26 protein-coding genes are annotated in these 25,820 nt (G+C 51.0%); all 26 read right to left on the reverse strand.

Annotation, left to right across the window (positions count from 1 at the left end):
- Position 1: 1 nt before the first annotated feature.
- The gene (locus HUF19_RS12685) at positions 2–820 is read right to left on the reverse strand and encodes a MinD/ParA family protein (RefSeq protein ID WP_260996958.1); all 819 of its coding nucleotides are present in this window, start codon (positions 818–820) and stop codon (positions 2–4) included.
- A gap of 6 nt (positions 821–826) precedes the next feature.
- Entirely contained in the window at positions 827–2,227 is a 1,401-nt protein-coding gene (gene flhF, locus HUF19_RS12690; RefSeq protein ID WP_260996959.1) for a flagellar biosynthesis GTPase FlhF, read from the reverse strand.
- 26 nt (positions 2,228–2,253) lie between these two features.
- The gene (flhA, locus tag HUF19_RS12695; RefSeq protein ID WP_270049446.1) at positions 2,254–4,425 is read right to left on the reverse strand and encodes a flagellar biosynthesis protein FlhA; all 2,172 of its coding nucleotides are present in this window, start codon (positions 4,423–4,425) and stop codon (positions 2,254–2,256) included.
- Positions 4,426–4,568: 143 nt separating this feature from the next.
- Positions 4,569–5,711, reverse strand: coding sequence for a flagellar biosynthesis protein FlhB (gene flhB, locus HUF19_RS12700; protein WP_260996960.1), 1,143 nt, complete (start codon positions 5,709–5,711; stop codon positions 4,569–4,571).
- A 1-nt stretch (position 5,712) separates the two neighbouring features.
- Entirely contained in the window at positions 5,713–6,492 is a 780-nt protein-coding gene (fliR, locus tag HUF19_RS12705) for a flagellar biosynthetic protein FliR (protein WP_225693526.1), read from the reverse strand.
- 3 nt (positions 6,493–6,495) lie between these two features.
- The gene (fliQ, locus tag HUF19_RS12710) at positions 6,496–6,765 is read right to left on the reverse strand and encodes a flagellar biosynthesis protein FliQ (protein WP_260996961.1); all 270 of its coding nucleotides are present in this window, start codon (positions 6,763–6,765) and stop codon (positions 6,496–6,498) included.
- 8 nt (positions 6,766–6,773) lie between these two features.
- Positions 6,774–7,544, reverse strand: coding sequence for a flagellar type III secretion system pore protein FliP (gene fliP, locus HUF19_RS12715; protein ID WP_270049422.1), 771 nt, complete (start codon positions 7,542–7,544; stop codon positions 6,774–6,776).
- Positions 7,541–7,960 (reverse strand): flagellar biosynthetic protein FliO, encoded by a 420-nt coding sequence (gene fliO, locus HUF19_RS12720; protein WP_260996962.1) that lies wholly within the window; start codon positions 7,958–7,960, stop codon positions 7,541–7,543. Before fliO ends, fliP begins: the two co-directional genes overlap by 4 nt.
- Entirely contained in the window at positions 7,935–8,453 is a 519-nt protein-coding gene (gene fliN / locus HUF19_RS12725; protein ID WP_260996963.1) for a flagellar motor switch protein FliN, read from the reverse strand. The genes fliO and fliN overlap by 26 nt, the downstream gene beginning before the upstream one ends.
- 12 nt (positions 8,454–8,465) lie before the next feature.
- Complete coding sequence (fliM, locus tag HUF19_RS12730; protein ID WP_260996964.1) at positions 8,466–9,434, reverse strand: flagellar motor switch protein FliM; 969 nt, start codon at positions 9,432–9,434, stop codon at positions 8,466–8,468.
- Positions 9,435–9,446: 12 nt separating this feature from the next.
- Positions 9,447–9,980, reverse strand: coding sequence for a flagellar basal body-associated FliL family protein (locus HUF19_RS12735; protein ID WP_260996965.1), 534 nt, complete (start codon positions 9,978–9,980; stop codon positions 9,447–9,449).
- A gap of 268 nt (positions 9,981–10,248) precedes the next feature.
- On the reverse strand, positions 10,249–11,559 hold the full coding sequence (locus HUF19_RS12740; protein WP_260996966.1) for a flagellar hook-length control protein FliK: 1,311 nt from the start codon (positions 11,557–11,559) through the stop codon (positions 10,249–10,251).
- Between the two features lie 130 nt (positions 11,560–11,689).
- Entirely contained in the window at positions 11,690–12,034 is a 345-nt protein-coding gene (locus HUF19_RS12745) for an Hpt domain-containing protein (protein WP_260996967.1), read from the reverse strand.
- Positions 12,031–13,749, reverse strand: a complete 1,719-nt coding sequence (locus HUF19_RS12750; RefSeq protein WP_260996968.1) for an ATP-binding SpoIIE family protein phosphatase — start codon at positions 13,747–13,749, stop codon at positions 12,031–12,033. Before HUF19_RS12750 ends, HUF19_RS12745 begins: the two co-directional genes overlap by 4 nt.
- An 11-nt stretch (positions 13,750–13,760) precedes the next feature.
- On the reverse strand, positions 13,761–14,066 hold the full coding sequence (locus HUF19_RS12755) for an STAS domain-containing protein (RefSeq protein WP_260996969.1): 306 nt from the start codon (positions 14,064–14,066) through the stop codon (positions 13,761–13,763).
- A gap of 219 nt (positions 14,067–14,285) precedes the next feature.
- Positions 14,286–15,323, reverse strand: a complete 1,038-nt coding sequence (locus tag HUF19_RS12760) for a protein-glutamate methylesterase/protein-glutamine glutaminase (protein ID WP_260996970.1) — start codon at positions 15,321–15,323, stop codon at positions 14,286–14,288.
- 8 nt (positions 15,324–15,331) lie between these two features.
- Positions 15,332–15,985, reverse strand: a complete 654-nt coding sequence (gene cheD / locus HUF19_RS12765; protein WP_260996971.1) for a chemoreceptor glutamine deamidase CheD — start codon at positions 15,983–15,985, stop codon at positions 15,332–15,334.
- Positions 15,982–16,839, reverse strand: coding sequence for a CheR family methyltransferase (locus tag HUF19_RS12770; RefSeq protein ID WP_260996972.1), 858 nt, complete (start codon positions 16,837–16,839; stop codon positions 15,982–15,984). The genes cheD and HUF19_RS12770 overlap by 4 nt, the downstream gene beginning before the upstream one ends.
- A gap of 10 nt (positions 16,840–16,849) precedes the next feature.
- Positions 16,850–19,375: a methyl-accepting chemotaxis protein gene (locus HUF19_RS12775; RefSeq protein WP_270049423.1), complete on the reverse strand. Its 2,526-nt coding sequence runs from the start codon at positions 19,373–19,375 to the stop codon at positions 16,850–16,852.
- Between the two features lies 1 nt (position 19,376).
- Positions 19,377–19,916, reverse strand: a complete 540-nt coding sequence (locus HUF19_RS12780; RefSeq protein ID WP_260996973.1) for a chemotaxis protein CheW — start codon at positions 19,914–19,916, stop codon at positions 19,377–19,379.
- A gap of 8 nt (positions 19,917–19,924) precedes the next feature.
- Positions 19,925–22,045: a chemotaxis protein CheA gene (locus HUF19_RS12785; protein WP_260996974.1), complete on the reverse strand. Its 2,121-nt coding sequence runs from the start codon at positions 22,043–22,045 to the stop codon at positions 19,925–19,927.
- A gap of 5 nt (positions 22,046–22,050) precedes the next feature.
- Positions 22,051–22,413 (reverse strand): response regulator, encoded by a 363-nt coding sequence (locus HUF19_RS12790; RefSeq protein WP_260996975.1) that lies wholly within the window; start codon positions 22,411–22,413, stop codon positions 22,051–22,053.
- 49 nt (positions 22,414–22,462) lie between these two features.
- Positions 22,463–22,744, reverse strand: a complete 282-nt coding sequence (locus HUF19_RS12795; protein ID WP_260996976.1) for an STAS domain-containing protein — start codon at positions 22,742–22,744, stop codon at positions 22,463–22,465.
- A 231-nt stretch (positions 22,745–22,975) separates the two neighbouring features.
- Positions 22,976–23,440 carry a flagellar export protein FliJ gene (fliJ, locus tag HUF19_RS12800; protein WP_260996977.1) on the reverse strand — a complete coding sequence of 155 codons (465 nt, stop codon included), beginning with the start codon at positions 23,438–23,440 and terminating at the stop codon, positions 22,976–22,978.
- A complete protein-coding gene (gene fliI / locus HUF19_RS12805; RefSeq protein ID WP_260996978.1) occupies positions 23,437–24,774 on the reverse strand; it encodes a flagellar protein export ATPase FliI in 1,338 nt (445 codons plus the stop codon). The genes fliJ and fliI overlap by 4 nt, the downstream gene beginning before the upstream one ends.
- Positions 24,761–25,819 carry a FliH/SctL family protein gene (locus tag HUF19_RS12810; RefSeq protein WP_260996979.1) on the reverse strand — a complete coding sequence of 353 codons (1,059 nt, stop codon included), beginning with the start codon at positions 25,817–25,819 and terminating at the stop codon, positions 24,761–24,763. The genes fliI and HUF19_RS12810 overlap by 14 nt, the downstream gene beginning before the upstream one ends.
- Position 25,820 lies beyond the last annotated feature (1 nt).

Consider the following 25,820-nt stretch of genomic DNA (forward strand, 5'->3'; position numbering starts at 1 on the left):
GTTATGCCCCGGCTTCCTGAACCAACCGATCTACAAAAAACTCCAGATGCCCCCGGGGGGTTGAAGGCAGTGGCCATGAATCTACTTTTTTAGCCAGCGCACGGAATGCTGTCGCCGCTTTGGAGCGCGGGTAGGCATCGATCACCGCTTTCTGGCGCTGCACAGCACGCTTAAGCGCATCGTCCTGGGGAATGGCGCCGACATACTGCATAGCCACTTCCAGAAAACGATCCGTCACTTTAGTAAGTTTGGCAAATAAAGCATTACCTTCCTGCGGTGTACGAACCATGTTGGCAACGATACGGAAGCGGAACAGCCCATAATCACGATTCAGCAGTTTGATCTGCGCATAAGCGTCGGTGATTGAGGTTGGTTCATCGGTGACCACCATCAGCACTTCCTGCGCAGCACGGACAAAACTCATCACACTGTCGGAAATTCCGGCCGCGGTATCAATAATCAGCACATCAATATCATCGCCAATATCGCTGAAAGCCTGAATCAGGCCGGCATGTTCAAGTGCATTCAGCTGTGACAGTTTCTGTGTACCGGAAGACGCGGGAACAACACGGATGCCGCCCGGTCCTTTAACCATCACATCACGCAGATCACATTCGCCCGACAGAACATTTTCGATGGTTTTGTTAGAACTGATACCCAGCAGAATATCAATATTCGCCAACCCCAGATCCGCATCGAGAACCACCACTCTGCGTCCCATTTCGGCCAGGGCGATAGCCAGGTTGACCGAGACATTGCTCTTGCCGACACCACCTTTACCGCCGGTGACCGCGATGACCTGCACAGGATGCCTTGCCATTAGTCGTTATACTCCGTGTTGAATACTGGAATGCTGAGTGGCGAAGCTCATGGCTTCGGCGGCCTGCCAGCGGGTACGCGCCATACGCGCCATCTGCTCCGCCAGTTTCACCAGTTTTTCAGCATCCGGATAATGCACATCGTCAGGGATGTGCGGACCATCAGTCACCAGGGTGACCGGCAGCTGGGTCAGCGCCGACACACTCATGGCAGGCCCAAGACTGAAACACTCATCCAGCTTGGTAAACACACAACCCGCCAAACCTGCTGCTTTAAAATGTTCATAGTTTTCCTGCAGGCAACGCCCCTGACTGGTCAGAGGCAATACCAGCAGCTTTTTCAGACGCGCTCCGGCCTGTTTAAGCATAGACAATTGCGCAGCAAAATGTGGATCCTGACTTGCCAGTCCGGCGCTATCAACCAACACCAGCTTTTTATCACGTACGCTGTCGAGTACCTTACTCAGGTCACCATTGACCGGCACAACATGCAGGGTTACACCAAGAATGCGGGCAAAGGTGCGCAGCTGGTCGTGTGCTGCTACGCGGTAATTATCGAGGGTGATCAAAGCCACCGATTCAGCGCCGTGGCGGATCACAAACTGTGCTGCCAACTTACCGATGGTTGTCGTTTTTCCTGCACCGGTCGGGCCGACGAGAGCATAAATGCCACCGCGATCCAGCAATCCGTTCGGTGCTACCGGCAGATCAGAGGCAATCAGCTTCAGCGCTTTTTTCCACGCATCTTCAAGCGGGACATCACCATCAATACGACTGGCAACGCGATCCGCCCAGGCCGCTTCCAGCCCGACATCCTGACAGCGCTGCCACAATTGTGACTGCTGCCAGGTCAGTGGCCGGTGGGTATCCCAGGCACTGCCCTGATGGCTGACCATCCAGTCTTTCAGCTCGCGCAGCTCCCCGCTCATTTGCTGAATAACGTTGTTGTACCACTCGCCTTCCTGATCCGCACGCTGGCGCAACATACTGTCTTCAGTGGCATTGCGGCTATTGTCAGCACTGGACTTGCCGGAACTGGCAGGCGCCGTACGACGGAAATCATCATTTTTCAGGCCGCTTAATACTGCAGACAGCGATTCGGTACTGGAAAGGTCGCTCTGGCCAGCAAAGGCCATACGTTCTTCATAGCGCTCATCACGTTTTTTCAGCGCTGGCTGTGGTTCGCGGGATGCCGCTTTCGCCTGTTCCAGCTCCTGCTGCAGGCGCAGCTGGCGCTCAATTTCCGCACGCTCCTGCTCGTGGCCCGGCTGATAATCCAGAGCGGCGACCACTTCAAATCCGTCCGCTACTTTCTTGCTCGACAGAATGACCGCATCCGCTCCCAGTTCCTGGGAGACCAGACGCAGTGCCAGCTGCATATTGGCTGCGGTGAAGCGTTTAACTTTCATAGTCAGCACTCATGATTCGTAAGGGCCTATTTGCCGCCAATACTGGCGACAATGGTAATACTTTTGTTGTCCGGAACTTCCTGATACGCCAGCACCTGCAGTTGCTCAATGCTGTTACGTACAAACTGGGCCATCGCCGCACGCAGCTGGCTGGTGACCAGCAGCACCGCCGGATTACCTGCCATTTCCTGCGCCTGTACCGCCTCAGCCAGAGAACGCTGCAGGGTATCGGCCATTCCCGGTTCCAGCACCAGACCATACTGTCCGGCCTGCTGTCCGCTTTGCTGAAGGGTTTTAAGCAACAACTGTTCCAGCCCCGGATCCAGCGTCATAACCACCAGTTCATCCGCATTACCAAAGATGTTCTGGACAATCATGCGGCTCAGGGCAAGGCGTGCAGCAGCTGTCATAGCGGCGGTATCTTGACTCTGACTGCCACTATTCGCCAAAGACTCGGCAATAGAGCGCATATCGCGGATAGGTACGTGCTCACGCAGCAGGTTCTGCAATACCGCCAGTAACTGACTGATACTTAAGGTATTAGGTACAAGCTCTTCGGCCAGTTTCGGTGACGATTTGGCCAGCATATCAACCAGCTGCTGCACATCTTCATGACCCAGCAACTCATGCGCGTGGCGCTGCAATTTCTGATTCAGGTGGGTAGCGACAACCGTACTGGCATCCACCACGGTATAGCCAAGGGTCTGGGCCCGATCTTTCTGGGTTGCATCAATCCAGAAAGCATCCAGCCCGAAAGCCGGATCTTTAGCTGCCAGGCCGTCGATTTTGCCAAACACCTGGCCCGGATTAATCGCCATTTCACGCTCCGGATAGATTTCGGCTTCCGCCAGGGTGACGCCCATCAGGGTGATGCGGTATTGATTAGGCAGCAGATCGAGGTTGTCGCGGATATGAACAGAAGGCATCAGGAAACCCATTTCCTGCGACAGTTTGCGCCGCACACCTTTAATCCGGTTCAGCAGCTGGCCGCCCTGATTTTTATCAACCAGCGGAATAAGACGGTAGCCGACTTCCAGACCAACACGATCGACCGGCTCAACGTCATCCCAGCCAAGCTCTTTCACTTCCATTTGCTTGATTGCGGCTTCGGCTTTTTCTTTTGGCGCCGCCAGTGCATTACCACTGCCCGCCGGCAACGCTTCAGCCGCCTTCGGCTGAGCGCCGATACGCTGGGCAATCGCATCTCCGAGCTTACCGCCGTCTTTGCGCCAGTGAATAAAATAAGCAACGCTGGCGGCAATCAGGGCGGCACCCAGAAATACGCCATGCGGCATACCGGGCACGATACCCATCATAAACATCAGCCCGGCAGCGACCGCCAGAGCGCGCGAAGAAGCAAACATCTGCCCGAAGACCTGTTGCCCCATGTCTTCGTCGCCACCATTACGGGTCACCATAATGGCAGTTGCTGTTGACAGCAGCAGCGACGGAATCTGAGCAACCAGACCATCACCAATGGCCAGCAGGGTATAAGCAGAGACAGCATCACCAAAACTCAGACCATGCTGAGCCATACCGATACCAAAACCACCGACGACGTTGATGATAAGAATCAGGATACCGGCGACCGCATCACCTTTTACGAATTTGCTGGCACCATCCATCGAACCATAAAAGTCAGCTTCTGCCGCAACATCGGCACGACGGATCTTCGCCTGATCTGCATCGATCAGTCCGGCATTCAGGTCAGCGTCAATCGCCATCTGTTTGCCAGGCATCGCATCCAGGGTAAAGCGGGCACTGACTTCCGATACCCGGCCGGCACCTTTGGTAACCACCACAAAGTTGATGATCATCAGGATCATAAAGACCACCAGACCCACGGCATAATTACCGCCGATCAGCACTTCACCGAACGCCTCGATCACCTTACCCGCGGCATCGCCACCTTCGTGGCCATAGAGCAATACCACCCGCGTCGATGCAACGTTCAGCGCAAGACGCAACAAAGTAGCGACCAGCAGAATGGTCGGGAAAATAGCAAAATCCAGCGGCCGGCGGGCATAGACACTCACCAGCAACACGACAATGGATAAGGCAATATTGAATGTAAAAAAGGTATCCAGCAGGAACGGTGGCAGCGGCAGCGTCATCATGCCCAACAGCACCAGCAGCATCACGGGAATGCTTAAATTCCCCTGAGCCAGCAGTGACATACCACCCTTAAGCTGACCCATCACCTGATTTTTTGAGGCTACTGCCATGACCACATCCGTCAGAAAAACATCATTGGCAGAGGGTATTGCAAAAACCTTTCCCATTTTTCCAATGGCAGAAAAATATCGATAAAAAAAGCCGGCATTGCCGGCTCTTAAAGGGATTATTGTGGTTCAGGGTCAACCCTGAGGTCGCGCGGAATCGGCATATCCGGTTTACGCTCGGGTCTGGGCCCACGCCCTTTGATATACAGATCCATCTGATAAATGTACGCCAGAACCTGGGCCACCGCGACATACAGACCTTCGGGAATTTCTTCACCGATTTTACCGTGTGTATAGAGCGCCCGGGCCAGTGGCGGGGCCTGCATCTGTGGCACGTTATTTTCTTTGGCGATCTCACGGATTTTCATCGCTACCTGATCAGAGCCTTTAGCGACTAAGGTCGGGGCGCGCATCATGTCCGATTCGTATTTTAAAGCGACAGCGAAATGTGTCGGGTTGGTAATCACCACATCGGCTGTCGGTACGTCTGCCATCATGCGGCGCTGCGATGCTTCCCGTTGCAACTGTCTGATACGTCCTTTAACTTCGGGACGACCTTCGCTCTCTTTATATTCGTCTTTAATTTCCTGCATCGTCATACGCAGTTTTTTGGTATGACTGTATATCTGCCAGGGAACATCGGCGATGGCGATTACCACGGTAGACAGACAAAGAAAAATAACGCTCCAGATAATAATATGAACAGCGCCACTTACCGCCGGCTCAGCTTCCTTATGCTGCAACAGCATTGCATCCTCGAAATAGGCCGACAGCACCAGCCAGGCCATAAGCCCAACCACCAGAACCTTGGCCCAGGATTTCACCAGCTCAACCAATGAATTCATAGAGAACATGCGCTTAAGACCACTTAACGGATTAAGACGATCAAGCTTGGGAGCCAGTGCTTTAGTGGAAAAAATCCAGCCGCCAACACCGAGCGGTCCGAATAAGGCCGCCAGAAGCACCAGTATCAGCCAGGGAGTCAGCGCCAGCGTCGCCTGCCATAATGACGCGCCCAAGTGGGCGTACATAACGCTCTGATCAAAGGCCGCTTCACGTTCGAGAGAAAAACTGAAGCGGGCAATATGGTTAATATGCTCGGCCATCCAGGGGCCAAAAGCCAATAAACCCAAAGCGCCCAATAACAACACCATGGTGGTATTCAGCTCTTTCGAACGGGGAGCCTGACCCTCCTCACGGGCTTTGTCTAACCTTCGCGCCGTGGGTTCTTCACTTTTCTCCTGACCGGAATCTTCCGCCATATCAGGACATCTCCGTCAATTTTTTGATGAATTCAAACAGCGTGTCCATATAGCCTTGAAAACTCTGTGCCATCTCTCCCATGCTGAGCCATAAAATAAATAAACCAACAATCATGGTGACCGGAAAACCCAATGCAAAAATATTCAGCTGTGGTGCTGCGCGGGTCATCACGCCAAATGCCAGGTTAACAATCAGCAGGGCGGTCATTGCCGGCAAAGCAATAACCAGCGCTGCCGCAAACATCCAGCCACTCCAGGTTACTACAAGACCAAGCTCTTTTTGTGTCCAGCCATCAAAGCCTATCGGCATGGTATAAAAACTGTCGATCAGTATTTCGATCAGAACCAGATGCCCGTTCAGTGACAAAAACACCAGACTGATCATAAACAACAGCCATTGGCTGATAACAACCACCGATGCGCCCTGCGACGGATCGACCGTCGTCGCAATCCCCAGACCGGTTTGCATCGCAATCAGTTGTCCGGCGATAACAAAAACCTGCGTCAGTAATTCGACGACAAAACCGAGAAGAATACCGATCAGCAATTGCTGCAGAATAATAATCAGCGAAGCAAGCGACAGTGCATCGACTTTGATAAAAGGAGGCAGTACAGGAACAACCACCAGCGTGATGGTGATCGCCAGAATCAGACGTACGCGCTGCGATACCATACGCGTGCCGATCAGCGGCATTACCATTAACAGCCCGGAAATCCGCGCGAACGGATAAACATAGCGGCTTATCCAGTGACTGACATCCAGCGCATCCAGTTCCAGCACAGGTTATCCGATAATAAAGGGAATATTGGTGTAAATTTCTTTGGTGAAATCCAGTACCGCATTCACCGCCCAGGGACCAAAAGCAATAATAGCCAGCAGCGTAACGACCAGGCGCGGCAGGAAGCTCAGTGTCTGTTCGTTGATCTGGGTTGCAGCCTGAAAAGTACTGACGATCAGACCAATAATCAGGCTGGGAACAATGATTGCAACCACGATTGCAAGCACCAGGTAAAGCGCATGGGTGAACAGATCGCCAATCTCAGATGGTGTCATAGCGCCCCCTAAACCGTTCCGAAACTGTTGGCCATGGTGCCCATAATCAAAACCCAGCCATCAATGAGTACAAACAACATTATTTTAAATGGCAGAGAGATAATAATGGGTGACAGCATCATCATACCCATCGCCATCAGGATACTGGCCACCACCAGATCAATAATAAGAAAGGGAATAAATATCAGAAATCCGATCTGGAAAGCGGTCTTCAGCTCGCTGGTAATAAACGCCGGAATCAGAATATGTATCGGTGTTTCTTCCGGCCCGGCAATATCATCACGACCACTGATGCGCATAAACATCTGCAGGTCATTTTCCCGGGTTTGCATCAGCATAAATTCATGCAGGGGTTTAATTGCACGCTCTGCAGCTTCCAATGGTGTAATCGTTTCGGCCAGGTAGGGCTGAACCGCTTCCGCATTAATCGTGCGGAAGATCGGCATCATAATAAAAATGGTCAGAAATAAAGAAAGTCCTAATAACACCTGGTTTGACGGTGTCTGCTGCAGGCCAATCGCCTGACGGAGAATAGCCATAACGACAATAATGCGGGTGAATGACGTCATCATAATCAGCAGAGACGGCAACACCGACAACATGGTCATGATCGCCAGAATCTGAATGGTGACCGTATATTCGCCACCGCTATCCGTCGATTTATACACAACCGCCGGAATGCCCAGATAAGATGGCTGCGGATCAGCCGCCATACTCAGCAATGGAAGCATCAGCAGGCTACTGCCCAACAGGATTTTAATCAGGGCTGTTATTTTCATGAGCGTATCGCTTTTTTCAGCAGATCCTGAAAACTGACAGAGCCAGCTCCCTCATCCAGCGTCAATGGCTCATCCAGTTCCGCTAAGGTGGTTATTTGTTGCGGTGTAATTCCCACCAGCAGTTGCTTATTACCGACCTGCACAACCGCAATCTTCTCTTTCATTCCCAGCGGCAGAACGGCAACCATTTTAAGTTTTGCGTTACCACCGCCCAACCGCTGTCCCTGAGTTTTATTGACCAGCCAGGCCAGAAAAAGAATCAGACCAACAATCAGCAGAAGAAAAATGACAACTTTGCCAACCGATGATAACGGATCTGGTGCCGACGGCAGCGCCGCTTCAGCCTGAGCAAATGCTGCACTCAGAAGTGTCGTGGCAATTAAGCCCGCCTTAACGCAGGCGCTGAATACGTTCACTTTGGCTCACCACATCCGTCAGACGAATACCAAACTTATCGTTCACCATTACCACTTCACCGTGGGCAATCAGTGTACCATTGACCATTACATCCAGAGGCTCCCCCGCCAGACGGTCAAGCTCTACCACTGACCCCTGATTCAGCTGTAATAAATTTCGGATAGGAATCTGTGTTGCCCCGACTTCCATGGAAATACGGACCGGAATATCCAGAATGACATCAAGCTCCGGACCAATGCCATTATCACCGGTTGGCTTACTGTCATCATGCAGCTCATCCAGTTCGACCTGGCGAATATCGGAAGCGGCATCAGCGCCGTCATCCCCATCCAGTTCACCAGCCTCTTCCATCGCTGCCGCCCATTCATCGGCCAGCGCTTCTTCATCATCACCGGCATCAGCAACACCAGCCGCAACCTCATTCGCCAGAGCATCAGCGTCCATCGCAGAAGTTTCTTCTTCTGGCAGGTCTTTCTCGTTGTCATCACTCATATTTTTCTCCTGTCAGCGCCGTCTGCTTTTGAGCTGATCAATAATTTTGACCGCTAAATTTTCATCTGAAATACCCATTTTTCCGCGGAAAATAGGTACGCCATTGGCTTGTAGAATAAATTCATCCGGTAAATCCACGGGAATAATATCACCGGCTTTCAGCGCAGCGACCTCTCGCAGGGTGATATAGCGATCAACCAGCGTGCCATGAACCGGTACACGGGCATCCAGAATATCTTCACGCAATGACTGCAACCAGCGCTCATCTACGTCATCCACGTCACTCTGTACGCCCGCATCCAGTACTTCGCGGATAGGTTCAATCATCGAGTAAGGAATGGTCAGGTGCAGATCACCGCCGCCACCATCGAGTTCGATATGAAATGTGCTGACCACAACCACTTCGCTCGGGCTGACAATATTAGCCATCGCCGGGTTTACCTCGGAGCCGACATATTCAAATTCCAGTTTCATGACCGGCCCCCAGGCCTCGATCATGTCACTGAACATCTGGCTCAGAACCAGCTGTACCACACGCACTTCTGTTGGTGTGAATTCGCGTCCTTCAATTTTGGCGTGACGGCCATCACCGCCAAAAAAGTTATCGACCAGTTTAAATACCAGCTTGGCATCCATAATAAATAATGCGGTACCACGTAACGGCCGCATTTTTACCAGATTAAGACTGGTTGGTACGTACAGGGTGTGTACGTACTCACCAAATTTCATAATCTGAACACCGCCGGATGCAACATCAGCGCTGCGGCGTAAAAAGTTAAACATGCTGATGCGGGTATAGCGTGCAAAGCGTTCGTTGATCATTTCCAGCGTTGGCATACGACCGCGGACAATACGGTCGTTGCTGGTCAGGTCGTAGGCTTTGACCCCTGCAGCATCAATGTCATCTTCCGGCTCAATATCGCCTTCGTCGACACCGTGCAATAACGCATCAATTTCATCTTGCGACAGTAAATCTTGCACGCTCTGTGTCCCTTACTGCATTACAAAATTGGTAAATAAAAGGGCTTCGACACCCTCAACACCCGATTCACGCTGTACGATCTGCCGGACCTGCTGCAGTAATAATTCCTGCAATTCAACACGTCCTTCTGCAGTGCGCAGACGATCAAAATTCTGTTCACCAATGACCCGGATGATATCGTTACGGATCATGGGTTCATGCAGATTAAGAGCATCAACAATCGCCTGTTTACGGGTCATCACATCAATACTCACCTGCAGAAAACGCTGTCGTGAACCAACCTGAAAACTCACTACAAATTCGGGTTTAAGGATCACATACTGTGCAGGCAGCAATGGCTCTTCGACCACACTTTCTTCTGCTGCAGCAGTGTCTTCATCGCCACTGCTGTCACCACTGACCAGAAACAGTGTCACACCAACCGCTGCCGTAACCAGTAATGCAACAGCCACAATAATCAGGACCAGCTTCTTTTTACCGCCGGCGGCCGGCGCTTCTGCTGCTGCATTACCGCCTTCGAGTTTCAGATCTTGTTCTGCTGCCATATCGGAATATCTCCCCTTTGAATGTCAATTTAGCAATAGCTGTGCCATAGATTTTCGTCAAAAATCCATCGCATTACGGCCAATAACCCGTGAAAGCTGCTGTAAGTCTAGAAGGTTCTGCCGCAGGTGCCGGAAATACGGCGATACTCAGGTAGTGCTGCAGCTAAATTAAGAAAGGAAAAATACGATAACGCAGCGCAGCATCCGCCACGGCATAAAGCAGAAGAAAGAAAAACCAGCGCCGCTGAAAGGCGCTGGCAGCGTATTATCAGGCAAAGGTATCGAGCAGGTTATTACTGCTGACCTGAGGTTGAGGCCTGTCTTCAGTTAATGCATCGTCCGCCAGCCAGTCGTCGCCGCCCTGAGCATCCGCACCATCACCGGACTGACCCGAATCAGCACCGCCCTGACCGCGCTCGCTGACGTCAAATCCGTCCAGCACAATCCCCTGAGCCGCAAGCGCATCGCGCAGACGATGAGCATTAGCTTCGAGAACCTCACGCACATGAGCATGTTGCGCCTGAACCTGAACGCTGGCCTGATCCTGGCTGACGTGCAATTTAATTTCCAGGCTACCCAACTCCGGCGGATCAAGCTGAATCCGTGCTTGCTGCACCTCCTCAGCCACCATGGTCATAATGCGGGCACCCAACGCACCGCCCCATTCGCGGCGATCCTGTCCGAACTCCAGCTTATCCCGGGCCACCTGCAGACGCTGTGCATGCAGCTCAGTGTCTGTTTGTGTATCTGTACTTTCCGTGACAAAACTGCTGTCGCTGCTGCCATCATCAACGGTTGCGGCAACCGTAGCAGCCAGAGCAGGAGGAAGCTGGGCATTAGTGCCACCCTGTGGTGACGTTGTCATTCCCTGAATTCCTGCAGATCCCTGCTGAGCGGATAACTGACTCCCCTGCTGCAGAGGACGTTCTTCGACAGGCAGGAGAAAGCCACCCTCTTCATCAATCAGCGCTTCATCCCCACCGGCCTGTGCAGCCTCCGCCACCAGAGGCCGGGAATTCGTTGCTTTTGCTGGCGTGGAATGGGACGTTACACTGACACCCGCCTGCTGTTGCCGCAGATCACGGACAGCCTGAGGTTCGGCAGGGGGAAGTGGCATCAGCGGAGCAAGCACCGCCACCGGAGTGTCATTCCCGGAGTCAGTTCCTGTTAGTGCAGCATCGTCATCCTCGTCCAGCGGGCGCATATCCTGCACCTCTACGCGCTCACTCAACAGCGACGTCAGTGGCATAGCATTAGCACTGGCTGTATCTGTTGCAGCGCGAACCTCGATGGTAAAGCCAATCTGCCCCAGCAGCTCATTCACATCTGCGCTTGCAGTATCCGGCGGCACGGCAAGCGGCAAAGTCTGTTGCCCCAGCGGCAAGGTCTGTATGCCATCCATTTCCGGCAGCAGCAAAGCATTGCCCCCCCCCGGAGCATCCGGCAGCAACTGTGACAGCATCGATGAAAAGTCACTGCCCCCGCTCTCACCGCCCAGACCAGACAAACCCTGCTCTGTCGTCATACCAAGTGACAGCAGAATACCCGTTGCGTTGGAAGCTGATCCCGTCGCGTTCATTCCAATCTCCGTTACTCAGACCTGTAAAGGCTTACCTGTAGCTATAGGCAAAGCCCGGGCCAGATTGAAAAAGAAAGGAAAAAACAGACCAGCAAAAGAGGTACTGTGCCAAAGGCACAGCAAAAATGACTTACAGCATATCCTGCAAAAGAGTTTCAACAGCCAGATATTCAGCCTCGATCTGAGCAATAAGCTCCTCAGCGCCTTGCAGTTGTCCTTCCCGGGCGGCCATTTCCAGCTGAAAGCAAAGCTGAGCCAGAGCATTGGCACTGACATTACTGCTGGCACCTTTGAAACTGTGGGCCAGCTCGCGCAGTTGCCTGGCATCCTGCTGCTGGAGCGCCTGTGTCAGCAACGGCAGACGCTGCCGGGAATCATCAATATATACCCGCATCAGGTCTGAGAATTCATCATCCATAACTTCCCGGAGCATATCCAGTGACTCAGGGTCAAAGTGCTCTGCCAGTGACATCATCGTCTCCCATCCAACATTTGTGGCCATCGTATCACTGCTTCAACGATATTGCCTCTGCCCTTGTACTCCAGTGATTCACAAATCTGATTGACCAAAGGGATTCCACGTCCACAGTAAGGTTCAGCGGCGATTTCACGCTGCTGCCCGGCCACGGAAGAATAATCAAAGCCCGGCCCACTATCTTCCACCCTCAGTATCAACCGGCCACTGCGTCCATCCCCCTGATGATTCATACTGATAATGACATACCCTTCACGCAGCTCTGCAAGGCACGCTTCACGCTCACGGTAGTACTGCATAAAACCATCCGATGAACGCTTCAATTCCGACTTAAGCCCCAGCACGCCATGCTCAAAAGCATTGGAAAACAGCTCTGCCATGACGGTATACAGCTGCCCCCCCATTAAACGCAACCCGGGAACTTCCATCATAATATGGATCATCAGAGGCAGTGGGTTAAAGTTTTTCAGGGTTTCAGAGCCAAGGTGGTAAGACATCTGCCAGTCAACCGGGCCGGATAAAGGTCCTGATGCCAGCTGCAGAGAAACATCTTCAAGTTCATGCTCTTCGATCATCCGCAGTTCAAGCAACGTTGTATCATCATCGCGGGCACTGTCAGCGACAAAGTCAGCCAAAGCATGCTGAATATCATCAAATACATGCGCTGGAGCCGAAGCCTCGCGGAACACAGCTTTTAAACGTTCTTCACCAAACATTTCGCCTGCGGGATTCCGGGCTTCGATAATGCCATCTGACCATACAAACAACCGGTCACCGTGATCCATAGAATATTCTGTCAGGGTGTCGCTGAATTGTTCATTACTGAGCACGCCCAGAGGCAAATGAGTCGATTTAAGAATCTCTATCTTCGTATCCTGCTGGCGTAACATATAACAATCCGGCACGCCGCCCATCCAGATACTGGCGGATTTACGGTCAAAATTCAGATCAACAACCACGGCGCAGCAAAAGAACCCAACCGGCAGAATGCCTTTTAACTTCAGATTAATTTCCCGCAGAATGTCGCGCAGCGCAAAGCCCTTCGCCGTCATGCCGTAAAATATTTCAGCCAATGGCATAGCGCCAATCGCGGCGGGCAGTCCATGCCCGGTAAAATCCCCTAATAAAACATGCATACCACCTGCAGGCTTGCGTGCAGCCAGCAATACGTCGCCATTAAAAACGGCCAGAGGAGATAACATATAGCGGATATTCGGGGCCGAAAGGCAGCCGGCATGAGCAACATTGTCAAAAACTGCCTTGGCAACGTGCTGCTCATGCAGAAGGTGTTCATTATTACTGGCAATGGTATCCCGCTGGCGCTGAACGGTGCGGTGCATCTCCCGCATACGATAAAACGAGCTGATTTTTGCCTGTAAAATAATGTGGTTATAAGGTTTGCTGAGAAAGTCATCGCCGCCGGATTCCAGACAATCAGCAAGACTCTGTGCATCAGTAAGAGAGGTAAGAAAGATGACCGGAACAAAATCCTCTCCGGCATCCGCCTTAATTCGACGAGCAGCCTCACGGCCATCCATCACCGGCATCATAACATCCATCAGAATGATATCCGGCCGGTGCTGGTCAAAGGCATGAACTGCCTCAACACCATTTTCCGCTTCCAGCACCTGATAACCCTGATTACGCACTATGCGCGACAGCACCATCCGGTCAATCTGATTATCATCCGCAATCAGAACTTTAATGGCATCCATGCAATGTTAACTTACTGTATTTTGAACAGCTGTTCGAAATTTGAAATCGTCAGTATTTTCCGCACATCCTGGTTACAGTTCACAATGCGTACGTCGGCGTTATCACCACCGGCATGATCCCTTAGCAGTAGTAACATTCCCAGCGCCGAACTATCCAGATAGGATGTTCCACCGAGATCAACAACATAGCTTTGTACATCCGCCGCCATGTTTTCATAAGCATCACGGAATTCCTGATGTGCACTGAAGTCAAAACGTCCGTCGACTTTAATCGTCAGTTCCCGCCCATTCCCTGCAAGAGATGCTTGTACAGTCATCTGTTCTTCTCCACCGGATAATAATGATTCCTTAAACCAAACGGGATTCTTCCGTCTTTGGTTATGCAACAAGAACATTATCCTGAGTTTTGTAATACTTGCCTGACTACAATTTACAGGATTATCTGATTCTGTCGTTATCGCATGATTCCTTCAATAGGTTTAGCACAAAGATGTCTTTTGTCATTGTCGCTTATCACAGCCTGCCACATAAAATTCTTATACCGCTGCCTCCAGCATCAGCTCAGCAATTCGCGACAGAGGCGCGACTTTATCGACTGCGCCAAGGTCAATTGCGGCCTTAGGCATGCCCCAGACAACACTGCTGGCTTCGTCCTGGGCCAGAGTGTAAGCACCAGCGTCATGCAACCGCTGCATCGCTTTGGCACCGTCAGCCCCCATGCCTGTAAGCATGACAGCAACCAGACGCTTTCCATCCATTTTTTCAGCCAGATCATCAAACATAACCTCAACCGATGGCCGGTGGCGATTTACTTTTTCACCATCATCCAGAATACAGTAATAACTCTGCCCTTCACGACGGAAACGCAGATGGTAATCACCATGGGCAATGATCGCCCGGCCAGGCCGAACCTCCAGACCGTCACAGGCCTCACGGACTTCTATCTCCATCGTACGATCGAGACGCATCGCCAGTGAGGCACTGAATACAGCCGGTATATGCTGCGTAATCACAACAGGAGGGCAATGAGCCGGCAAGCGGCTCAACACTTCCCGGATCGCTTCAGTTCCTCCGGTAGATGATCCGATCACAATCCAGCGACGATAATTAACAGACGCCTGCACTACGGGCAGAGGCCTTAATACTTTTGCACTACTCAGGGGCTGCACTCTGGCACGGGATGCCATGCGGACTTTATCGGTCAAAGCCGCTGCGAAGGACAGAAAGCTTTCTTCATTGTGCGCCTGCGGCTTAGTTATGTAATCTACCGCCCCCATTTCCAGAGCATCCAGCGTAGCGGGAGCACCGGCTTCAGTCAGAGTAGAGACCATAACCACAGGCATCGGTCGCAGCCGCATCAGGTTATTCAGGAACTGCAGGCCATTCATTCTTGGCATTTCAACATCCAGAGTCAGAACATCCGGATTCAGCTGCTTGATTTTCTCCCGTGCAATAAAGGGATCAGCCGCCATGCCGATCACTTCGATATCCTCAGTGGCATCAAACACTTCTTTAAGCATTTTTCTGATGAGCACCGAGTCATCTATGATTAACAATCTGATCTTATTGCTCATAATTCCTCTCAGAACAGATCAACAGAGGTAGCATCAGGTTCAGATGATTGCGAAACCGCTTTTTTGTATGCTTCTTCCCGAACGATCAGTGTATCGTTCTGCAGTTGTTTGATACGCCGCACCTTTACAGATCCGGTATCAGGAAAATAAAGAACTTTCCGGGCAAATACATCACCAACATCTGAAGCAACCACGGTAATGTTCTCATTTGCCAGATAGTTATAGGCAAACAGTATATTACGCTGCCCAATATCACTCATCGAAGCAATCATCTGTCCACCACCAAACAGTTTTACTTCCAGATTTTCGCGCCGGCCGCCCCGCTTGAGTATCTCGTTAATCAGATATTCCATAGCCCAGTTGCCATAGCGGGAAGCATGGGTTGATGGATTTGTTCCCCATACATCTGATGAATGCTCACCCTGCTCAGGAAGCATAAAATGATTCATCCCACCAATACCACGGACACGATCACGGATACAGGCTGCAATACATGAACCAAGCACTGTTACGATCATTTCACCATGTGTTGAGACATAGAATTCTCCCGGAAGGATTTTTGCAGCCCAGGTCTGATGAACGTTATCCCAGTAACGGTTAACATGCTCAAACCCTGCACTGACAGGTGGCTGAACCGGACGTCCGGATAGAATCATGGTCATTTTATTTTCCGGTAGATAGTATTTCCCAATGATTCAAATCGATCAGTTATCCCAGATAGATTTTCTGAGTGCCCGATCATGAGGTGTCCTCCGATGGGCAGAAGATCGGCATACCGGTCGAAAAGAATCCGCTGTGTATCTTTATTAAAATAAATAACAACATTACGGCAGAAAATCACATCAAACGGGCCTTTAACAGGCCAGTTTTCGAGAAGGTTCAGGCGCTTGAAATAAACCAGACTCCTGATTTCATCTTTAACCTGAACCGAGCGTTCATCACGACTACGCAGGAAGAATCTCTTAACTAACCCCTGCTCCAGCCCTTCAACATGAGATGCCGGATATACTCCGGAGCGGCCGGTGTCCAGTACATTAGAGTCCAGATCCGTAGCCAGAATTTTGATATCCCAGTCTGACGGAAAACCAACCTGCCGGAGAGTAATTGCAATTGAGTAGGCTTCCTGTCCGATAGAGCAACCTGCCGACCAGATACGTAATCGCTTGCGCTCTTTGTTAGCAAATCTCAACTGCGGAAACAGCGCTTCCTTCAGAAAAGTGAAATGATGTTCTTCACGAAAGAAAGAAGTCAGATTCGTTGTCAGCGAATTAATGAATTCTGTGGATTCAGCATCCAGATTCTTCTCCAGATAATCAAGATACTGACGAAAGGTAGAATAGCCGCACGCCCGAACACGTCGGGCAATCCGGCTGTAGACCATATTACGTTTATGGTTTCCCAGAACAATACCTGTGAGTTCTCCCGCCAGATGAGCGATCTGTGCGAAGTCCTCATCGGTCATCAGGAATTCACGGACTTCGCTGCCAGCCTCCGGCGCTACAATTTGCATAGTCATAAATCAGCAATCAGAACTCTGCCCATTCATCATCGTCATCCTTAACAGACAAGCCCATGTTTTTCTGACCATGAGTGTGCCCTCCGTTTTGAGCAACAACTGCAGGTTTAGGCGCTGAAACCGGAGTTAATGCTGGTGCCATTTGACGCGGGTGGCCATCAACACTGAAGAACTCCATCATCTGCAGCATGGACTGAGCCTGTTCAGCCATAGCCTCACCTGCAGCCGAAGCCTCTTCAACCAATGCAGCATTTTGCTGGGTCATTTCGTCCATTTGAGCGACGGCACTGTTTACCTGCTCAATACCGGACGATTGCTCTCTGGCTGCCGTACTGATTTCCTGAATCATCACCGACACCCGATCCACAGCCTGGATAATTTCACTCAGTGTTTTCCCTGATTCGTTAACCAGCGATGTACCCGCATCAACCTTATCAACACTGTCACGGATCAGATCTTTAATTTCACGGGCGGCACCTGCTGAGCGCTGCGCCAGATTACGGACTTCGCCCGCAACTACCGCAAAGCCACGGCCCTGCTCACCTGCTCTTGCTGCTTCAACCGCAGCATTAAGAGCCAGAAGGTTGGTCTGGAAGGCAATTTCATCAATCACACTGATAATATCTGCGATCTTTTTACTGGCCGCATTAATCTCATCCATTGCGACCACAGCTTTGCTGACAACATCCCCGCCGACCTGAGCTTTTTGTTTCGCAGAGCTGGCCAGCTCATTGGCATGTACTGAGTTTTCGCTGGTTTGCTTCACAGCACTGGTCATCTCTTCCATGCTGGAAGCGGTTTCTTCCAGACTGGATGCCTGCGATTCTGTCCGCTTACTCAGATCGGCATTACCCTGAGCGATTTCACTGGCACCGGTTGAAACCGTTGATGCCGCTTCACGGATACGCGTAATAATATCGGTCAGACGATCAACGGTAGCGTTAGCATCCTGCTTGAGCTTATCGAATGCCCCCTGATAATCATCGTCAATTTTTCGCGTTAAATTTCCATGTGCAAGTGCATCAAATACACGGATTGTGTCGCTGATAACACTATCGGCGATGGTCAGCAGACGATTCAGCCCCTGACCAAGGTTCAGGAAAAATCCTTCCTTGCCGCTCAGATCAATACGACGGGAGAGATCACCGGAAGCTGCTGCTTCTACAATACGATCAATTTCCTGTTCAGCCGATACCTCATCGGTACGGTCTTTCCATTCGACAATAGTGCCGATGCGTTCTTTTTCATCATTGAAAATTGGGTTAGCAATCAGACCAAAGGTACGGCCACCGACAGTGATCTGGGTTTTATAGGTATTCTGCAAGGCAGCCAGCATAGTGCGCTGGTGCTCCGGCCGCTTATGGAAGACATCAATATTCTGTCCTTCCAAGCGACTTGCATCGAATCCGGGGATATCCAGCCGTAAATCAGATTCGGCATTCTTCATCATGCTTTTTACAGCCTGATTCATGTATACGATGTGCAAGTCATTGTCCGCGATCATCGCATTAGTAGTGACAACATCCAGCGCCTGCTTAACACGGGCATTACTGTCAGCCATCTGCTTTTCACTCGCCAGGCGGGCAAGCTCTGCAGTCATATCCTGCCATTCGACGACAGTGCCAAGGCGTTCACTTTTCTCATTGAATACCGGTGAGGCGACAAGGTTAAAAGTCCGGCCTCCTACAGAAATTCTGGTCTGATAAATACTTTTCAGACTGCTCAGCATTGCACGCTGATGTTCAGGGTTTTTGTGGAATATATCGATATTCGATCCCAGCACCTTATCGACAGAGAAATGCGGAAGATCCTTCTTAAGATCTGATTCCGCCTGACTGAGCATTTCCTGAACAGAGCCGTTAAGATAAATAACATTGTTGTTCTCATCAGCCATCATGACATTGGCCTGACACACATCCAATGCCTGCTTAATACGCTGATTTTCCTGAGAGAGTCTTTGCTCACGCTCCTCCTGACGTAAAGCTTCTGTCTGATCCAGCCACTCAACAACCGTTCCGAGACGTGAACCTGAAGATGAAAAAAGAGGTGTAGCTATCAGGTTAAAAGACCGGCCACCAACTTTGATGTTGGCGTTATATTTCGTTTTGAGTGATGCAATCATGGATTTCTGGTGCGAAGGATCCTTATGAAATACATCCATATTCGTTCCCAGCAGAGTCCTTACAGAGAATGCAGGAAGATCCTTCTGAATATCACTCTCGGCTGCATTCAGCATTTCCTTCACCGAATCATTCAGATAACGGATGTTATTCTGAGAGTCTGCAATCATTACATTGGTATTGCATACTTCGAGAGCTTTACTCAGACGCTCAGATTCTTCTGCAGAAGCACCTGAAATTCCTCCTCGCCCGGATTGATAACTGATACCGGCACTTACGGCCAGGGCAATCAAACTGACAAGGAGATTTACAACCGTGTCGTCAGTGCGGTTAACCGATAAATATAACAACGCCAGAATCACCGGAGAAAGTGGTATGGCAACAGATAGAAACGGATTTTTCATTGCATTGTTCATATTATTCGGCCTCAGATCCCTGATAAGATTCATGCCTTAAAATAGCGCCATCTTCAAAACTGCCCTGGATAGACAAGAGCTTGCCTACATCAAGAAGAATGACCATTTTCTCGTTAACGTTAACCAGCCCTTTTATAAATCCTGAATTTTTGTCTTCGGTAAGTTCCGGCGGTTTACGTGTGGATGCATCTGCAATGGTATAAACATCAGACACAGCATCGACCACGATTCCCATAACCCGCTCACCGCTATCGCGTTCAACTTTCAGAATAATGACAACCGTCACAGGGCTGTATTCAATACGTTTAAGACCAAAACGGATACGCAAGTCCATAATCGGTACAATTGTTCCACGGAGATTAATAACACCACGGATGTACTCAGGCGCATTGGGTATCAGGGTTGATTCTTCCCAGCCCCGTATTTCCTGAACAGCAAGAATATCAACACCATATTCTTCATCTGACATCATGAAAGTAAGATATTGCTGTTCATCGGCAGTACCCGATTCACTTTTTCCTGAACTTGTTACAACATCCATAATATTTCCTATGCTGCCTGATCTGGCCGGGCATGGCCCGTCACAGATTTATCCAGATTTTTACCGACGTCAGAAACATCAATAATTAATGCAACGGTTCCATCACCAAGAATAGTAGCGCCAGATACCCCGGTAACTCTCTGATAGTTTTGTTCCAGACTTTTAATAACAACCTGCTGCTGGCCGAGAAGATCATCAACAACAATGCCTATCTTTTCATTATCACCCTCGACCACGACCAGCATCGGGTTTTCGAACTCATCCTCAGTAGCGCGAAGATTGAACAGTTCATCAAGGCGAACAATTGGGATGTATTCATCCCGTAGTTTCATCACATACTGACTGCCAGTCACATGATTCAGCGAGCGCTTCTGCAGCTGAATGGACTCAACAATAGAAACCAGAGGGAAAATATAGGTTTCGTCTTTCACCTTAACCAGCTGACCATCAAGAATCGCCAGGGTCAGCGGTAAACGAATGATGAAGGTAGATCCTTTACCAAGTTTGGATTTCACCTCAATACTGCCATTAAGCTCAGTGATATTACGCCGGACAACATCCATTCCGACACCGCGACCGGAGATATCACTAACGACATCGGCGGTAGAAAACCCCGGGAGGAAAATAAGCTGATGGATCTCTTCACTGCTGAGTTCCTGAGTTTCCGGAATCAGTTTTTTCTGCCTGGCTTTATTTAAAATCCGCTCTTCATTCAGCCCGGCGCCATCGTCTTTTACTTCAATAACGATATTACCGCCCTGATGATAAGCGTTCAGAGTGATAGTCCCCTCTGCAGGTTTACCGGCAGCCAGACGCTGTTCCGTTGTTTCCAGACCATGATCAAGAGAATTACGTACCAGATGTACCAATGGATCGCCGATTTTTTCCATCACGGTTTTATCCAGCTCGGTATTTTCACCCAGCATGACCAGATTTACCTGTTTTCCCAGCTGTCCGCCCAGGTCACGAACCAGACGCGGGAAGCGGCTGAACGCGAAACTGATCGGCATCATGCGGATCTTCATCACGCTTTCCTGCAGCTCTCGGGTATTCTGTTCTAACTGCGCAAGTCCTTCCTGCAGGCGGGCAAGACGGCTCATATCAAAATCCTGCCCCAATTGTCCGAGCATAGACTGAGTAATAACCAGCTCACCGACCATATTAATAAGACTGTCGACTTTATCGATGGATACCCGGATAGATGAAGGCTCATTAGATTTAACAGCCGCACGGGGAGTCGCAGCAGGTGCGGGTTTATTAGCTGCAGATGCGCTGAGTGCCTCTGTAACTTTATCCGGTATTGCCGGAGCAGTTAGCTCCGCACTGATGTCAGAGGGTTCTGTTTCTGCCTCCGCCTGGTCTGCCAGCGCAGTACCGTCATCGGCGGCAACGGCTGATAACGGCTGATATTCAATCTCACAATCATCTGCAACCCATTCAAATACACCGGAGATATCATCGCGACTGGTATCGCCACGCACTTCCAGAATCCAGCTGAGGTAACATTGTTCAGGATGCAGGCTGGTAAACTCAGGCAGATTATCGGTTACCGGGGTTACGCTCAGATTGTCGGCACCGACCAGTTCCTGCAGTTCGCGGAACATACGGAATGGTTCGTTACCGGTTTGCAGAATATCTTCTGCCGGACGGAAAATAATGCGCCAGCCCTGAATGCTACTGTCTGCTGATGTTTCCTCCGGTTCCTGCCGTTCTGAAGGTACTTGCTGCTCAGCGTCCGAAGGCTGCTTCAGTATTTTTTCAAAGCTGGATTTTAACGCAGCTGCGCGTTCACCATCCGGTTCCGAGCCAGCCTGAAGACTACCAAGCATCGCCCGCAGACAGTCAACTGACTGCAGAAAAAGATCAATATAATCACGCTGCATACTGCGGCTGCCACTGCGGATTTCATCCAGTAGTGTTTCTACGACATGGGTAAATTCCGAAACCTGCATAAAGCCAAAGGTACCGGCACCACCTTTAATTGAGTGAGCAGCACGAAAAATAGTATTAACACTTTCCGCATCGACTTCCTGCGGCTGCAGGTCCAGCAATTGACTCTCCATCACATCGAGTCCTTCGAAGCTTTCTTCGAAGAAGATTTGATGAAACTGCGAAAGATCGATGCTCATACCGGTTACCCCAGAACGCGTTTGATCGTGCTCAGAAGCTGTTCCGGATTAAAAGGTTTTACAATCCACCCTGTTGCTCCGGCCTGCTTTCCCTGTGCTTTTACGTCTCCAGCCGATTCAGTCGTCAGCATAAGTACGGGCACAAACTTATAATCGGCCAGTTGGCGTAATTCCTTAACTAATTCGATGCCATTCATATTCGGCATGTTCACATCGGACAGCACCAGGTCATATTTTTTCTTACTGGCAAATTCCAGCGCCTGTACGCCATCGCAGGCCTCCTGCACATCATGCCCGGCACCACGAAGGGTAAAAGACACCATCTGTCGCATGGATGCAGAGTCATCGACAGCTAAAATACTCGCCATATTACAGCTCCTGTTGTTTAAAAATCGTTCAAGGCCCGGCAGGTTAATCTTATTCGCTAAGATTTAATTCGCTGGTCAGCCCAAGATAAGCAGAGATTTCCCGCACCGAATCGCTGACACTTTGCCAGTGAATTCTGTGGCCGGTTTTTTCCAGCGTTCTTTGCAGCGACAGCACCAGCTGAAGACCCGCCGTATCACAATATTGCACCTGACCTGCTATCAGACTGATATCTCCAGCGGTGGCCAATGCCTGCTCGGCGCTGGCATACAGCTTTTCAACCTGTTCAATACTGAGCCGTTCGCCGCAGTCGATGGTGACGCTATCAGTCATAGCAAAGCCCTACATAATGTCTGATAACTAAGATTAGACGCTGATTACAAAGCTGCTAGAGATTCTGCATATAACAGCTTATTCAGGGGATATTCTGTGGAGGAAAAATGCGTGAAAGATAAAAACTGCTGCAATATGACGGAAAAATGATCACTTCAGCCGCGTTAGTTGCAGGGGGCAACAAACGGATAGCGGAGCTCTTTGTCAGTCTTATGCATTAGGTAATGGGGGTTAATCTTTATTAACAGAAGTGCGCTGGAATGCGGCGCGGTTTGCCCATTCATCAGACTGTTTCTGTAATTCTTTATCTGCTTGCTGCTCGTACTCTCTGTCCAGCCTGTCCATTAATCCGGACAGCGCTTTGACCTTGCCATGATGCTCAAGATACTGGCGACGCGCAGCATCTGTGCGATCCTGCAGCAGTCTGATCTGTTCATTCTGAGTCCGGAGTGCGGTTTCAATCTGGCCAATAAAGCCCAGCGTATTGTGCAGAAAGCCAGAGCTGAGCGCTTTGCCTGTCGGTGACGACAACTGCTGCTGATACTCGTTGGCATATCCGGTAAGTTGTGCCCGCTGCTGCTCTTCCTGCTGTAGCTTTTGCTGCAACCGGCCCCATTCCTGCAGTGCCTGCTGCTCGGCTTTTTCTGCCATATCAAGCAGCACCTGCAGACGGCGGGCACGCGGATGCTTTCTCACTGTTTAGCCTGCGGAGGAGACGGGAATAAATCGTTCAGCTGTTTTTCGCTCGCCGCCATGTCAGCACCTTCGTGCAAGCTCTGGCGCAGCATCGCTTTGATTTTTGGCAGCCGTTCAATCGCCACATCCAACAGGTTATCGCTGCCAGGCTGATAAGCGCCAACACTGATCAGATCCTGATTCTGACGGTAATGAGACATCAGTTGTTTACACAGCTGCGCCTTACGCAGCCATTGCTCGCTGACGATCTGCGGCATTACCCGGCTGACCGATGCTTCAACATCAATGGCGGGATAATGGCCTTCTTCGGCCAGCTTACGTGAAAGCACAATATGGCCATCAAGAATTGCCCGGCTGGCATCGGCGATCGGGTCCTGCATATCATCGCCTTCACTCAGTACGGTATAAAACGCGGTAATAGAACCGCCACCTTCCTGACCGTTACCAGTGCGTTCAACCAATTTAGGCAATTTATTAAACACCGACGGCGGATAACCTTTGGTCGCGGGCGGTTCGCCCACCGCCAAAGCAATTTCACGCTGCGCCTGGGCATAACGGGTAAGCGAATCCATCAGCAGCAGAACGTTCTGCCCCTGATCACGGAAATATTCGGCAACCGAGGTGCAATACTGCGCGGCACGTAAGCGCATTAATGGTGAGTCATCCGCCGGAGAAGCCACCACCACAGAGCGGCTCAGGCCTTCTTCACCAAGAATTTCGTCAATGAATTCTTTCACCTCACGGCCACGTTCACCGATCAGCCCGACCACAATAATGTCGGCCTGAGTAAAGCGCGTCATCATACCGAGCAACACGCTTTTACCGACGCCGGAACCGGCAAATAAACCAATACGCTGGCCGCGGCCAACGGTCAGCAAGGCATTGATTGCACGGATACCAACATCCAGGGTTTCGCGAATGGGAGCACGGTGCAGAGGGTTTATCGGGCGTCCCTGCAGGTTGCCCTGATCAACATCCTGTAAAGGCCCTTTCTGGTCCAGCGGCCGCCCCGTGCCGTCCAGCACGCGGCCAAGCAGGTTAAACCCCACCGGAACATCAGCAGCAACCGACAGAGGCCATACCCGGGCGCCGGCGCGCAGGCCATCGACCTGCTCAATCGGCATCAGGAAAATACGTTCACGGTCAAAGCCAACGACTTCGGCTTCGATATCCTCGGCCTGCTTACGCTCGACCATGCAGCGGTCACCCACCCGCACGCTCAGCCCTACCGCTTCCAGGGTCAGGCCAACCATCCGGACAAGCCGTCCGGCTACTTTCGGCTGATAGGGTTTTTCCGGCAACTGAATATGCTGCCAGCGCTCACTCAGGCTCATATCCGTGATCCTCATCAGGCTCAGCATTATCTGCGTCATCCTGACCAGCCGGCGCATCATTCTGGCTATCGCCGCCTGTATTAAGCGCTGTACTGAAGGCGGTGTTGATTTCGGAACCAGCAGATTCAGATACATCCGCCGGCAATTGCTCAGCCACTGAAGCCGCTGCAGGAGCAGACTCTGCTTCCGGCAACTGTTGCTGTTCACTCTCATCCGGAAAACTGGCTGCATGATGCATCAGTTGTGGTAACACACTGTCGAGCAACTGATTAAGGTGGTCAGCCGCGGAATATTCCACCAGTGAGTGTTCACTTTCGATACGGCAAGCACCAGCCGGGAGTTTATCATCCACACTGTAATGCAGTTCCTGGCCGGTAACATCCAGACTGGCCTGCAGATGACGGGCATCATCCGGACCAACAAACACTTTGATCTCTTCCTCGCCTGACGGTAACTCGGCAAGCGCATGCTGCACAAAGCGGTGAATATTCACGGCGCCATCGGCCAGCTGAGAGCCAATAACCCGTTCGCAGATTCCGGCCACCAGTGCCGCCAGAACCTCCGGCAACTGCTGATCCCGCTCGTTCAGTGCACTCTGCAGTTGTTTTATAACCCGCTCAAGACGCCCGACCACGGCATTGATATCGGCCTGGCCTTTGCGTTTGCCATCCGCCTCACCGGCACCAAAGCCTTCTTCCCGGCCTTCGGCATGGCCCTGATCAAAAGCTGCTTTATAGCCTTCGGCATGTCCGGTGTCATAGCCTTCACGCTGCCCTTGCTGACGCCCTTCGATAAGCCCCTGCTCAAGACCCGCGTTATAAGCATCGCGGCGGATATTTTCCAGCTCTTCGGCCGTCGGCAGACTGACATCAGCAATATCATCGCCCTCATCGGAGGACTGTTCTGCCGCTGCTTTTTCAGCCGCTTCCTTCTCCACCAGCCAGGCCGGAGGCTCGGTCCAGAATGGCAGGCGCCAGGGTTTTACCTCCCTGGCTTCTTTAGCAGGAATGGGCGGCAGATGATGCTTCTGATGAAGTTCTGTCATG

Source organism: Thalassolituus hydrocarboniclasticus, assembly GCF_025345565.1.
Classification (GTDB): domain Bacteria; phylum Pseudomonadota; class Gammaproteobacteria; order Pseudomonadales; family Oceanobacteraceae; genus Venatoribacter; species Venatoribacter hydrocarboniclasticus.